Genomic DNA, 12,171 nt, shown 5'->3' with positions numbered 1-12,171 from the left:
ATGCCGTCCGGGAGCCCTGCCATGTCCAGCCCATCCTGCGCCGCCCTGCTGGTGATCGCCGCCTGCGTTGTGCTGCAGGCACTGGGCCTGTCACTGCAGCTGCGTGCGGACAACGGACGCGCCTGCCTGCAGCAGCATCGCCAGGAGCTGGTCTGCCTGGCCTGGACACCCACGGTCGAATCGCCGGCACGCGCCGGGTAACATCAGCGTTTGTTACCGCCACCTGTTGTCGTCCCATGATGTTGTCGCTGAAGGATCACCTGCCCCCCTGGACCTACCCCTGGCTGCATGACGTGGGTATCGCCGTGAAGATCCTGCTGACCCTGCTTGCCGCCTGGCTGGTCAGGGTGCTGGCACGGCGCCTGATCCGCCGCTTCGCCGAGCACTACACACTGCCGCCGGAGATGGCGATGGGCGCGCGCCGGATCAGCAGTTTCGTGGTCTATTTCAGCGCGCTGCTGTACATCCTCAGCCTGCTGGGCGCGTCACCTTCGGTGCTGTGGACTGCGTTCACCGGTTTCGCTGCCGTGGGCGCGGTGGCCTTCTTCGCGGCCTGGAGCGTGCTGTCCAACATTTTCTGCACGCTGCTGATCTTCACCACCCGCCCGTTCCGCCTGCACGATTACATCGAAGTACTGGAGAACGGCGAGAAGCCGGGCCTGAAGGGCCGGGTGATCGACGTGAACCTGATCTACACCACGCTGCAGGAAACCGGCGACGGCCACGAGGGCACGGTGCTGCAGCTGCCGAACAACCTGTTCTTCCAGCGCACGGTGCGCCGCTGGCGTGACCCGGCACAGGCCCCCGGTGGCATCCAGGGCGACGGCTGAGGGTGGTTTTCGGCAGGGCTGCGCCCTGCACCCGCTACGAGCTGGGGCAACAGCACCAGCAACAGCCGAAGCAACAGCAAAAGCTGGCTTCCTGTGGGATGACGGGGTGGGTCCGGTGGCGGGAGACGCCGTAAACCCATCCATGGGGGCTTGGCCGCGGCATCCATGCCGCGGACACTCCCGCCACCGGCCCCACCCCGCCTTCGACAGATTTCCGCGATCTGCCGGGACGGCACGGGGTCGGATCCCGTTGCTACGCAACGGGCTCTGACCCCAATTTGACTATCGATATCTGACAGATTTCATCCATGCATGGCGTGGATCTATCAGATCCAGGAAATCTGTCAGAGGTGGGACGGTGTGGGTAGGCAGGACCGTTGGCGCCATGGATGGCGCCATCGAGCCCCCATGGATGGGTTTACGGCGTGTCCTGCCTACCCACACCGTCCCGCCATCCCACTGAATGCCAGCTGTTGCTGTTGCCCTGGCTTGAAGCATCTGCGGGTGCAGGGCTGCAAGCCCTGCCGAACAACCTTTACCTCAACTGGCTGTCCTTGCTGCCGCGCCGGTTGTAGCCACTGTGCGCCTGCTCTTCGTCGTGCGCCTGCTGGCACGCCACGCACAGACGTACACCAGGCACGGCCTGGCGCCGCGCCAACGGGATCGGCGCGTCGCACTCCTCACAGTGCTCCAGACCCGGGCCCTCACGCAGCTGGCGCCGCGCGCGGGCAATCGCATCGTCAACCGTGGCATCGATCTGGTCCTGGACCGCGCCGTCTCCCGCCCAACCGGTGGCCATGGCCATCCTCCGCACGTGTGTCGCCTGATATGGGGACGATACACCGCGCAGTAAACGGTAGCGCCGGGCCATTCCCGGCGGGCCTTCAGCAAGCTGAGCAGAAGGCAGACGGCCCGGATCAGGTCGATCGCGACTTAATCCCCTCCGTCCCCTTTCTTGCTTACCAGACCAGGTCGTCCGGCACCTGGAACTGGGCGTAGTAGGCATCGTCTTCAGCGTTGCCGGTGGAGATCTCGGAGGTCGAGCCCTGCTGGCCGTGATCGACGATGATCGCTTCCGGGGCACGTTCACGCACCTTTTCGGCGGCAGCGCGCGGCAGCAACGCGTAGCCCTCGCCGTGGGCGACGATGACCAGCACGCCCACCGACAGCGCCTTGCGCAGCTTGGGGTCGATCAACAGGGTGCGGATCGCCGCACCGTCGCTGAAGCGGTACTCGTCGTCGCCCTTGTGGGGCACGGCATGGGCGCTGATGATCTGTTTGGCCTGGGCTTTCTGTTCAGCCTGCTTGGCCTGGGCATTGCGCTCGGCCGCCAGCGCGCGATCGCGCTCGATCTTCTCCGCGCGGGCACGTTCAGCCTCACGCTGGACCTCGGCCGAGGTCGATTCGGCCTTGCCTTGGCGGGCCTTGGCCTGCGCGCTCGCGGCGGCGCTGGCCTGCGACTTCTTGGCCAGGCCGGCCTTGAGCAATTGTTCCTGCAGCGCGTTGGGCTTTGCCATGGTCGATGCGTACCGCGTGTAATCTGGAGGCCCCATTCTACCGACGCCCCGCCGCCCCTGCATGGCAGTCCTGAAGTACCTCACCGGCTATCCCGAACCCCTGGTCGCCCAGGTCAGCGAACTGCTGGCGCAGGGCAAGCTCGGCCCCTGGCTGCAGCAGCGCTATCCCGATCCGCATGAAGTGCGCAGCGACCGCCAGCTGTACGATTACACGCAGGACATGAAGGACCGCTACCTGCGCAAATCGGTGCCGCTCAACAAGGTCTGCTACGACAATACGCTGGAAGTCATCAAGCACGCACTGGGCACCCACACCGCCATTTCCCGCATACACGGTGGCCGCCTCAAGGCCAGCCGCGAGATCCGCATCGCCACCGTGTTCCGGCAGGCGCCTGCCGCATTCCTGCGCATGATCGTGGTGCACGAACTGGCCCATCTGAAGGAGGCCGACCACAACAAGGCCTTCTACCAGCTGTGCCAGTATATGGAGCCGGATTACCTGCAGCTGGAGTTCGATACCCGCCTGTACCTGACCGAGCTGGCCAACCGCGGCCAGCGCTGAACCGGCGTTGCGGCTACACTGCGCGCCCCCTGCCTGACCTTTCCGCCATGGAACCGACCCGTCTCGACAAACGCCTGTCCGCCCTGCTCGGCATCCCGCGCGGTGAAGCCCGGCGCTACATCGAAGGCGGCTGGGTCAGCGTCAATGGCGAGGTGGTCGAGCAGCCGCAGCGCCCGGTCGACGAGAGCGCGGTGATCGTGGTGGCCGAACAGGCCAGCGATGACAAGGCCGAGCGGGTCACCATGCTGCTGCACAAGCCTGCTGGCGTGGCGGCCGAAGCGCTGTGTGCGTTGATCAGCAGCGACAGCCGCAGTGAACTTGATGCCAGCGGTACCCGCCCGTTGCAGCGCCATTTCCATGGACTGCAGCTGGCTGCCGCGCTTCCGGCCAGCGACAGCGGCCTGGTGGTGGTCAGCCAGGATCCGGCGACGCTCGCCCACCTGCAGCGCAATCTCGGCCGCACCGAGCAGGAGTACCTGATCGAAGTGGCTGAAGGCGGACCCGAACGCGGGCCCTGGTTGATGGCGCGGCTGCAGCACGAATCCGGTGGGGCCAAGGTCAGCTGGCAGAGTGAGCAGCGCCTGCGCTTCGCCGGCAAGGGCCTGACGGCCAAGGGCCTGCGCGTGGCAGTCGGCGCCGCGGGGCTGCAGGTTGCCGCAGTGCGCCGCTTGCGCATCGGCCGCGTGGCGCTGGGGCCGCTGCCGCCGGGGCAGTGGCGCTACCTGGGCAGCGACGAGCGGTTCTGAGGCCGTCCAGGGTCGGATCCCCTGCCGCAGGCAAGGGCTCTGCCCCTTCACCCTCGGGGTCGGATCCCTTTCCGCGGGAAAGGGCTCTGACCCCATCCACGCATGGCGTGGATCTACGGCGACAGGTCTGTTGGCTTTCATCCACGCATGGCGTGGATCTACCATCGGGGCATGAGCCCTCCCAAGCCCCTGTGGCGACGCCTGCTGCGCGTCGCTGCGATCCTCCTCGCAATCCTGTTGCTGCTGGTCCTGTCCGGCCTGCTGCTGGCCGACCACCTCACCCCGCAGGCGCGTGGCGTGCCCTCGCAGGTGCTGCCACTGCAGCCGGCGCAGACCCGTATCGACCAGCAGATCGGGCCGCTGCAGGCGGCCCATCCCGGGCAATCCGGCGTGGCCTTCCTCAGCGATGGCATGGACGCCTTCGCGGCGCGCGCGATGATCACCTCGCATGCGGGACGCAGCCTCGACCTGCAGTACTACATCTGGCACGACGACCTGATCGGCCACCTGATGGCCAAGGCGCTGTACGACGCCGCCGAGCGCGGTGTGCGCGTGCGGATCCTGCTCGACGACATGAACGCCAAGGACAAGGACGCGCTGATGATGGCGCTCGATGCGCATCCGAACATCGAGATCCGCCTGTACAACCCGTTCCGCAACCGCAGCGGCATCGCGCGTACGCTGGAGCTGGTGCAGCGCGCTTTCAGCGTGAACCACCGCATGCACAACAAAAGCTGGATCGCAGACGGCCGCATCGCGATCGTCGGTGGCCGCAACATCGGCGAGGAATACTTCAGCGCGCGCGACGACGTGAACTTCCAGGACCTGGACCTGGTGGTGGCCGGGCCCGCCGTGCAGCAGGCCAACCAGATCTTCGACGACTACTGGAACAGCAGCGCGGCCATCCCGATTTCCGCGCTGGCGTCATACAGCGATGAACAGCTGCGACAGCTGGTACGGCAGTCGGACCTGGATGCGATGCATGCCAAGGCGCAGCCCTATCTGCAGCGTGTGGCCGACTCGCGCCGCCTGCAGCGGCCCAGCCCTGAGCCGCTGCACTGGAGCGCGAACGTACGCATCGCTTCCGATCCACCGATGAAGCACCGCGACGATGATCGCCGCGGCTGGCTGGTCAGCACGCTCAGTGAGGAACTGCGCAGCACCCGTCGCAGTGCATTGCTGATCTCGCCGTACTTCGTGCCTGGCGTGGAAGGCGTGGAGGGTTTGGCGGCAATGGCTGCGCGCGGTGCGCAGGTCGGCGTGGTCACCAACTCACTGGCCGCCAACGACGTGGCGGCGGTACACGGTGGCTACATGGGCTATCGCGTGCCGTTGCTGAAGGCCGGCGTGCAGCTGTACGAGCTGAAGGCGCATGGCCAGCTGGATACCAGCCTGTTCGGCAGCAGCGGTGCCAGCCTGCACACCAAGGCGTTCGTGGTCGATGACCGCCGCGGCTTCGTCGGCTCGTTCAACCTCGACCCGCGCTCGGCCTTCCTCAATACCGAGATGGGCGTGTTGTTCGACGACCCAGTGCTGGGGGCGCAGCTGCGCGATGAATACCTGCGCCTGGCCAGCCCCGAACACAGCTGGTGGCTGGCACTGGGCCGGAACGATGCGCTGCGCTGGCTGCAACGGCAGCCGCCGCCGCACTGGGTCGAAGCCGAACCCGGTGCCAGCCTAGGCAAGCGCTGGACCGCGCGGGTGATCAGCTGGCTGCCGGTGGAATCGCAGCTGTAGCGCTCAGGGTGCCGTTCCGGCCTCATCCTGTGCGGCTTCATCCAGCGTTTCCACGCTGCGGCCGTGCAGGCGCCGCCAGATCCAGCGCAGCGCATGCGGTGGTGCCGACGGCAGTTGTTCAAGCAGGGCCAGCATGCGGCCCTGGCTGGCATGGCCATGCCGGCACAACAGGCTGGCCGCAGCCGCCGCGCTGGCCAGGCGGAGGCTGTCGGCCAGTGGTCCGTCCGCCTCCGGCGCCAGCGCCTGGTGCACCGGCTCGGGCAGTTCCCATGCCGCTGCCACGCGCTGTGCCAACGGCAGCGACCACTGCTGCAGCAGCTGCAGGGCCAGCGCCGGCTCCACAGCTTCTCCGCGTGCCTGGGCTTCCTGCAGCAGCTGGCGCATCACCAGCGCCGCACCCAGCCCCTGCACCAGACCCAGCCACTGTGCGGCGAAGGCATCACCGAAGGTGACCGTGCGCGCGTGGTCGGCAGCCGCGCGCGAAGCCAGCAGCGCGTGCTCCCAGATGATCGTGCTGAACTGCGGGAACGCATCGCACTGCATCTGCATCACCGGCTGCACCAGCACTGCACTGATGATCTGCCGCACGCCTTCGGTACCGACCAGGGTCACCGCCCGCTGCAGACTCTCCACCGGTCGCTCGTGCACTTTGTAGGCCGGGCTGTTGGCGATGCGCAGCAAATTGCCGGTCAGCACCGGGTCCTGGCCGATGATCGCGGCCATTACCCGTGCCGAGGCGGCATCGTCGTTCACGGTCTGGATCAATTGCGGCAGCAGCTGCGGACGGCGTGGAAGCTGCCGGGTGGCCCAGTCGCGGTCCTGCAGCGCGCGTGCCACCGCTTCCCCCAACGCCGGATCCTGCACCGGCGCCGGCTCACCGGCCAGCCGAGGGTAGAGCGCCAGCGCATGCAGGCCGCGCTGCAGATGTGCCGCGATCTCCGCCGATGGCAGGGCTTCACCCTGCAGGCTGGCAGCTGCCGCCGCCACTGCCTGTCGCGATACAGCCGCCAAGCGGGACGGTGCGGCCCCGGTCGAGCGCGCCAGCCAGCCGCGCAGCGATCGCCACCAGGCCGGCGTCATCGCCGCCCGCCCTGTCGTTGTGGTGCCCGTGCCGTCACTGACTGCCCTGCCTCTTCACACGAATCCGGCTACCCGCCGTCGTCGCAGCATCGGCCGCACTTTCATCTTCTTTAACCGGAAGGCTGCCGATGTCGACGGCACCGGCCGGGGGAATGGACTAGAATGGCGCCGCGCGACCCGTCCCCCTGCACCGACGACGTCGCTTTTTTTGTTTTGGGACCCTACCGTTCACTGGCCGTTCGCTGCAGTTCGCCGCTGTTCGCGCCATCGGAGACGCCATGCTATTCGAAACCCTCGCCACCACCGGCCACGAACAGGTGGTGTTCTGCCACAACCACGACGCCGGCCTGCAGGCGATCATCGCCATCCACAACACCACCCTGGGCCCGGCCCTGGGCGGCGTGCGCATGCGTCCCTACGCCAGCACCGACGAGGCACTGGCTGACGTGCTGCGGCTGAGCCGGACGATGACCTACAAGAATGCGCTGGCCGGCCTCAACGTGGGTGGCGGCAAGGCCGTGATCATCGGCGACCCGAAGGTGGACAAGACCGAAGTTCTGTTCCGTGCCTTCGGCCGCTATGTCGATTCGCTCGGTGGGCGCTACATCACCGCCGAGGACGTCGGCACCGACGTCAACGACATGGAGAACATCTACCTGGAGAGCCAGTTCGTGACCGGCGTTCACCAGGTCCATGGCGGCTCCGGCGATCCGGCGCCCTTCACCGCCTACGGTGCGCTGCAGGCGCTGATGGCGGCGATGCGCTTCAAGTTCGGCCATGAGGAAGTGGGCAAGACCAGCATCGCGGTGCAGGGCCTGGGCCACATCGGCATGGAACTGGTGAAGCTGCTGCGCGATCGCGGAGCCAAGCTGTATGTCACCGATCTGGACAGCGCGCTGGTTGATCGCGCGGTCAGCGATTTCGGCGCCGAAGCAGTCAAGCCGGACGAGATCCACGAGGTGAACGCCGATGTGTTCGCACCGTGCGCACTGGAAGGCGCCATCAATGCCGACACCCTGCCGCGGATCAAGGCGAAGATCATCTGCGGTACCGCCAACAACCAGCTGTCGAGCCTGGAAATCGGCGATGAGCTGCACGCGCGCGGCATCCTGTATGCGCCGGACTATGCGGTCAACGCCGGCGGCGTGATGAACGTGTCGCTGGAGATCGATGGCTACAACCGCGAACGCGCGATGCGCCTGATCCGCAGCATCTACCACAACCTCACCCGCATCTTCGAACTGTCGCAGCGCGAGAACATCGCGCCGCAGCGGGCGGCCGACCGCATCGCCGAGAGCCGCATCCTGTCGATCGGCAAGCTGAAGATGCCGCTCGGCCGCAGCACCCCGCGCCTGGGCAACCTGCGCGGCGGCTGAGCCTGCCGTGGTCGCGCCGGGCATTCCCCGGCGCGACCCGATCCTCAGAAGCCGGTGCTGTAGCGCAACGCGGCCTGCCGCGCATCATTGCCACCCACGCGCTGGTCGAAGCCCAGGCTCAGGCGTCCATTGCGGCCCCACCACGATTCCAGCGCCACACCGAACAGCGCACTGCCGCGCGGCGCATCCCAGCCGGCCAGTGGCGCCCAGGCATCGACGCCGACGAAACTGGCCTGCCAGTCCGCGTCGCGTCCATCCAAGCGCTGCTGCCATTCGGCGTGACCACGCAGGGTCCAGCGTCCCCACCCGCGTTCACCACGCAGGCCGGCCAGCATCTGGCTGCGTTGCACGCGGTTGGCATCACCGCGCAGGCCGAAGCCGAACCCGCCCAGCTCGTTGAACGCATCAGTATCGACGCGGGTGCTGCTGGCCCCCAGATACGGCGTCAACGATGCCCCTGCGCGACCGAAGCGATAACCGCCTTCGACACTGGCACTGCTGAAACGGCCGCCGTAGCGTGCAGACACGCCATACGCGCCAGCGCCCAGCAGCAGCTGGCGGTCCAGCGCGCGGGTGAACTGGCCGCTGCCGAACTGGGCCAGCGCGTAACCACGCCCGAGGTTCCAGCCGGCATACAGCTGCGCCTGTGCCTGCCGGTCGCGGCCGCGATCACCACCGAAGCTGCTGCCACCGTTGCTGCGGGTCTCGCCGAAGGCCACGCCCATCAAGCCGTTGCGGCCCAGCGGCAGATCCTGGCCCGCCATCCAGCCACGGCTGTCGGCGGTATTGCCGGCGAAGCTGCCCTGCCCGGCCTCGCCCAGCGCGCTCTGCCAGGTGCCGCGCAGCCGCGGTGCCGCCTGCACGCGATCGAAGCGCTCGGCGATCGCGCGCCGCGACATGTCGATGCTGTCGAACGTCGCCGCCTCGGCCCGCGCATGCGCCTGCCCGGACAGGCTCTGCAGGCTGTCGGCGAGACCCTGCTGGCCACCGCCGGTCCACTGCAGCGCAGCGGCTGCCGCACCGAACTGCGATCCCTGCAGGCCGGGATTGCCATCGAGCACAGCGAATGCGCCTTGCACGCGCTGCGCGGCCGCCTGCGCCGAGGTACTCAGTCCACTGGCCGCGGCAGTGACGCTGACCTGGGTCAGGTTCAACCAGGCGTTGTTGCTGTCATAGCCATAAGTGGATGACACCAGGGAGAGTCCCTGCAGACCGGTAGACGTGGCCGGGGTGCTGAAGGTGCCGCTCAGGCTGCCCGCCGCATGGATCAGATCCTGGCGGGCGCCGTTCTGCGGCACGTAGCCGGTGACCATGCCGTGCACGCGTACGCCGCCGTCGATCTTCGCGTTGCCGGTGACCTGCAGCGCATTGGCGCCGAGAGCGATCATCAGCTGCGCACCGGCCTGCTGGGTGTAATTGCCCTCGATGGTGCCGGTGGTATTAGCGGTGGTGAGGAACACACTGCTGCCGTTGGTCACGTCCCCGATCACCCGTGGCGTGCCACCGTTGAACTGCAGCCCAGTGGAGTCCGGATCGGGCTGGCCGAGAATGGTCACGTTGGAGCGGATGACGCCGCCGTTCTGCAGCGACAGGATGCCGCGCTCGATGCGGGTGGCGCCGGCATAGCTGTTGTTGCCGACCAGCACCAGCTTGCCGCCGCCCTGCTTGACCAGGCCACCGCCGCCGGTGATGTCATTGCTCCAGATCGAATTGGTCGAGCCCGCATCCACGTTGGCGACCACATCACCCCAGTCGAAGCGGCCGGGACCGTTGATCGCACGACCGATGTCGAGCAGACCGTAGCCAAACACCGGGTCCACGCCGGGCGCGCCGATGTCCTTGGCGGTGCCCAGCAGGGTCTGCCGTACAAGGTTGTTGTCGAAGTATGGGAAGCGCTGCCAGACCAGTGCGGCAGCGCCGGAAATCAATGGCGCCGCGAACGAGGTGCCGTAGTTCCAGTAGTAGCTGCCGCCACCGGCATCGGGATAGACCGCGCTGCCCGGTGCCGCCAGGCAATAGCGTGCGGCCTGCCCACAGGCATTGGCGTAGCTGGCCAGAGTACCGGGCGCATAGGGATCCACGGCGGTGGCCACCAGCCAGCCGCGCTCCAGATCGGCCGCGGGCAGTGAACCGGCCACGCCCTTCTGGCTGGGCAGCGCGGCCAGGCTGCTCGGCTCGCTGCGACCATCGTTGCCAGCGGCGAACACCACCAGGCCACCGTGACTGATCACGAACGGCCGGTACTCGGCAGCCACCTGCGCAGTGGTCGGCAGGTCGGTCCAGTACAGGCCGCCCCATGAGTTGTTCATCACCTTCACGTTGTAGCTGATCAGGTCCTGGTGGACCTGGGCCACGCCCAGCGGGCCGCTGAAGGAATTGCCCTGGCCACTGCCGTCATCGGTCGGTGGCTTGTCGGAAATGATCCGTGCCGACACGATCTGGGCGCCCGGCGCGATCCCCCCCGGCCACGACCCCACCGCTGCGCCGGCGGCCAGGCTGGCCACCGCGGTGCCATGGCCGACCACGTCGTCAACGCCCAGATTGTTCCTGGCCGGATCGATGTAGTTGAAGTTGGCCAGCACCCGTCCATTCAGCGCCACCGCATTGCGCTGCACGCCCGAGTCAACGATACCGATGCGCACACCCTGGCCAGTCAGTCCGGCGGCCTGTGCGGCACGCGCGTTGGTGACTGCCAGATGCGCATCGAAGGTCGGCTCCTGCGGTTTGGCCGGCGGCGGCGTGGTCGGTGGCGGCGTGGTCGGTGGCGGCACGGGGGGAGCAGGCGGATCGATGCGCACATTGCTGCCGCCACCACCTCCACCACAAGCGGTCAGCGCCAGCGCCAGCGCGGTTGCCAGGACAGACCTCATCATCGTCGTGCGTTCCATCGATTCCTTCCCATGAACGTTGGCCTGCCTTGATCCTGGCAGGCATGCGGCGGCGCCCAGCGGCGGCCCTCCCCGACCCTCTATACTTGGGCCGACCCCCACGCAGTCTGCCGGGAAACCGGGACGCTTCCAACGGCCCCCGGTCTCCTTTCCGAACATTGCTTACGCATCAACGAGATTGCCATGTCCAACATCGTCATCGCCGCCGCCAAGCGCACCGCCATCGGCTCCTTCCTCGGCCAGTTCACCGGTGTGCCGACCCCGACCCTCGGCGCGGCCGCCATCGCCGCCGCCCTGGAGCAGTCGGGTGTCCCGGCCAGCGACGTTTCTGAAGTCCTGATGGGCTGCGTGCTGCCGGCCAACCTCGGCCAGGCGCCCGCCCGCCAGGCCGCGATCGCTGCCGGCATCCCGCTGTCGGTCGGTGCCACCACCCTCAACAAGGTATGCGGCTCGGGCATGAAGACCATCATGCTCGGCCATGACCTGATCAAGGCCGGTTCGGCCCGCATCGTCGTCGCCGGCGGCATGGAATCGATGTCCAACGCGCCGCACATGCTGCCCAACTCGCGCACCGGTAACCGCTTCGGCAACTTCCAGGCGGTCGATCACATGGCCCACGATGGGCTGGTCAACGCATACGACGGCAAGGCGATGGGTGAGTTCGCCGAATGTGCGGTGGACAAGTACCAGTTCAGCCGCGAAGAGCAGGACGCCTACGCCATCGAATCGGTCAAGCGCGCGCAGGCCGCACAGGCCAACGGTGCGTTCGCCGATGAAATCGTCGCGGTGAAGGTCGCCACCCGCAAGGGCGAGGTTGAGGTCGCCACCGACGAGCAGCCGGGCCGTTCGGACATCGCCAAGATCCCGACCCTGCGTCCGGCCTTCAAGAAGGACGGCAGCGTGACCGCCGCCAGCTCCTCCAGCATCTCCGATGGCGCTGCTGCAGTGGTCCTGTTGACTGAGGAAGACGCCGCGGCGCGCGGCATCACGCCGCTGGCCCGCATCGTCGGCCACGCGACCCATTCGCAGGAACCGGAGTGGTTCACCACCGCCCCGATCGGCGCGCTGCACACGCTGCTGGACAAGACCGGCTGGTCGCTGGACCAGGTCGACCTGTTCGAAATCAACGAGGCTTTTGCCGTGGTCGCAATGGCGCCGATGCGCGAACTGGGCATCCCGCACGACAAGCTCAACGTGAATGGCGGTGCCTGCGCTTTGGGCCATCCCATCGGTGCCTCCGGCGCACGCCTGGTGGTGACCCTGGTCAACGCCCTGCGCACGCGCGGTGGCAAGCGCGGCATTGCCACCCTGTGCATCGGCGGCGGCGAAGCAACCGCAATCGCCATCGAATTGATTTAAAAAGATTTAACGATGATTTCGCAAAAATGAATGCGGGATCGCTTGACACCCAATCTTGGCTTGTCATCATGTTGTC

Annotated in this window: 11 protein-coding genes; 7 read left to right on the top strand and 4 right to left on the bottom strand. The window is 67.3% G+C overall.

Features of this window, described 5'->3' with window-relative positions:
* Positions 1-21 precede the first annotated feature (21 nt).
* Positions 22-201, top strand: a complete 180-nt coding sequence (locus DI041_RS07660; protein ID WP_046988612.1) for a hypothetical protein — start codon at positions 22-24, stop codon at positions 199-201.
* Between the two features lie 35 nt (positions 202-236).
* Complete coding sequence (locus DI041_RS07655) at positions 237-830, top strand: mechanosensitive ion channel family protein (RefSeq protein WP_136639571.1); 594 nt, start codon at positions 237-239, stop codon at positions 828-830.
* 535 nt (positions 831-1,365) lie between these two features.
* Here the strand turns inward: DI041_RS07655 and DI041_RS07650 are convergent.
* Both DI041_RS07650 and DI041_RS07645 read right to left on the bottom strand, forming a co-directional pair.
* On the bottom strand, positions 1,366-1,629 hold the full coding sequence (locus tag DI041_RS07650) for a DksA/TraR family C4-type zinc finger protein (RefSeq protein ID WP_046985823.1): 264 nt from the start codon (positions 1,627-1,629) through the stop codon (positions 1,366-1,368).
* 160 nt (positions 1,630-1,789) lie between these two features.
* A complete protein-coding gene (locus DI041_RS07645) occupies positions 1,790-2,347 on the bottom strand; it encodes a DUF2058 domain-containing protein (protein WP_046985821.1) in 558 nt (185 codons plus the stop codon).
* 61 nt (positions 2,348-2,408) lie between these two features.
* On the opposite strand from DI041_RS07645, the gene DI041_RS07640 reads away from it, so the two are divergent.
* The 3 genes from DI041_RS07640 to DI041_RS07630 all read left to right on the top strand — a co-directional run bounded on the left by DI041_RS07640 (position 2,409) and on the right by DI041_RS07630 (position 5,392).
* Positions 2,409-2,909 (top strand): M48 family metallopeptidase, encoded by a 501-nt coding sequence (locus DI041_RS07640; protein ID WP_136639572.1) that lies wholly within the window; start codon positions 2,409-2,411, stop codon positions 2,907-2,909.
* Between the two features lie 47 nt (positions 2,910-2,956).
* Positions 2,957-3,655: an RNA pseudouridine synthase gene (locus DI041_RS07635; RefSeq protein ID WP_012511794.1), complete on the top strand. Its 699-nt coding sequence runs from the start codon at positions 2,957-2,959 to the stop codon at positions 3,653-3,655.
* A 147-nt stretch (positions 3,656-3,802) separates the two neighbouring features.
* Positions 3,803-5,392 carry a phospholipase D family protein gene (locus DI041_RS07630; RefSeq protein WP_046985818.1) on the top strand — a complete coding sequence of 530 codons (1,590 nt, stop codon included), beginning with the start codon at positions 3,803-3,805 and terminating at the stop codon, positions 5,390-5,392.
* A gap of 3 nt (positions 5,393-5,395) precedes the next feature.
* Here DI041_RS07630 and DI041_RS07625 read toward each other — a convergent pair whose 3' ends face one another.
* Positions 5,396-6,472, bottom strand: a complete 1,077-nt coding sequence (locus DI041_RS07625; RefSeq protein WP_136639573.1) for an HDOD domain-containing protein — start codon at positions 6,470-6,472, stop codon at positions 5,396-5,398.
* Between the two features lie 278 nt (positions 6,473-6,750).
* Here DI041_RS07625 and DI041_RS07620 point away from each other — a divergent pair, with 278 nt between their 5' ends.
* Positions 6,751-7,848: a Glu/Leu/Phe/Val dehydrogenase dimerization domain-containing protein gene (locus DI041_RS07620; protein WP_004153019.1), complete on the top strand. Its 1,098-nt coding sequence runs from the start codon at positions 6,751-6,753 to the stop codon at positions 7,846-7,848.
* Between the two features lie 44 nt (positions 7,849-7,892).
* Here the strand turns inward: DI041_RS07620 and DI041_RS07615 are convergent, their stop codons facing one another.
* Positions 7,893-10,736, bottom strand: coding sequence for an autotransporter serine protease (locus tag DI041_RS07615; protein WP_136639574.1), 2,844 nt, complete (start codon positions 10,734-10,736; stop codon positions 7,893-7,895).
* A gap of 183 nt (positions 10,737-10,919) precedes the next feature.
* Between DI041_RS07615 and DI041_RS07610 the strand changes: the two genes are divergently transcribed.
* Positions 10,920-12,095: a thiolase family protein gene (locus DI041_RS07610; protein WP_012511797.1), complete on the top strand. Its 1,176-nt coding sequence runs from the start codon at positions 10,920-10,922 to the stop codon at positions 12,093-12,095.
* Positions 12,096-12,171: the final 76 nt, after the last annotated feature.

Origin of the sequence: Stenotrophomonas maltophilia (assembly GCF_004920835.1) — a bacterium.
GTDB lineage: Bacteria > Pseudomonadota > Gammaproteobacteria > Xanthomonadales > Xanthomonadaceae > Stenotrophomonas > Stenotrophomonas maltophilia_AQ.
The sequence above is the reverse complement of the archived record's forward strand: the minus strand, read 5'-3'. Positions and strand labels throughout refer to the sequence as shown.

Bases quoted from the DNA above. Each gene is read 5' to 3' on its own strand.
- DI041_RS07660 (WP_046988612.1), top strand. From the start codon at position 22: ATGTCCAGCCCATCCTGCGCCGCCCTGCTGGTGATCGCCGCCTGCGTT.
- DI041_RS07655 (WP_136639571.1), top strand. From the start codon at position 237: ATGATGTTGTCGCTGAAGGATCACCTGCCCCCCTGGACCTACCCCTGG.
- DI041_RS07650 (WP_046985823.1), bottom strand. From the start codon at position 1,629: ATGGCCACCGGTTGGGCGGGAGACGGCGCGGTCCAGGACCAGATCGAT.
- DI041_RS07645 (WP_046985821.1), bottom strand. From the start codon at position 2,347: ATGGCAAAGCCCAACGCGCTGCAGGAACAATTGCTCAAGGCCGGCCTG.
- DI041_RS07640 (WP_136639572.1), top strand. From the start codon at position 2,409: ATGGCAGTCCTGAAGTACCTCACCGGCTATCCCGAACCCCTGGTCGCC.
- DI041_RS07635 (WP_012511794.1), top strand. From the start codon at position 2,957: ATGGAACCGACCCGTCTCGACAAACGCCTGTCCGCCCTGCTCGGCATC.
- DI041_RS07630 (WP_046985818.1), top strand. From the start codon at position 3,803: ATGGCGTGGATCTACCATCGGGGCATGAGCCCTCCCAAGCCCCTGTGG.
- DI041_RS07625 (WP_136639573.1), bottom strand. From the start codon at position 6,472: ATGACGCCGGCCTGGTGGCGATCGCTGCGCGGCTGGCTGGCGCGCTCG.
- DI041_RS07620 (WP_004153019.1), top strand. From the start codon at position 6,751: ATGCTATTCGAAACCCTCGCCACCACCGGCCACGAACAGGTGGTGTTC.
- DI041_RS07615 (WP_136639574.1), bottom strand. From the start codon at position 10,736: ATGGAACGCACGACGATGATGAGGTCTGTCCTGGCAACCGCGCTGGCG.
- DI041_RS07610 (WP_012511797.1), top strand. From the start codon at position 10,920: ATGTCCAACATCGTCATCGCCGCCGCCAAGCGCACCGCCATCGGCTCC.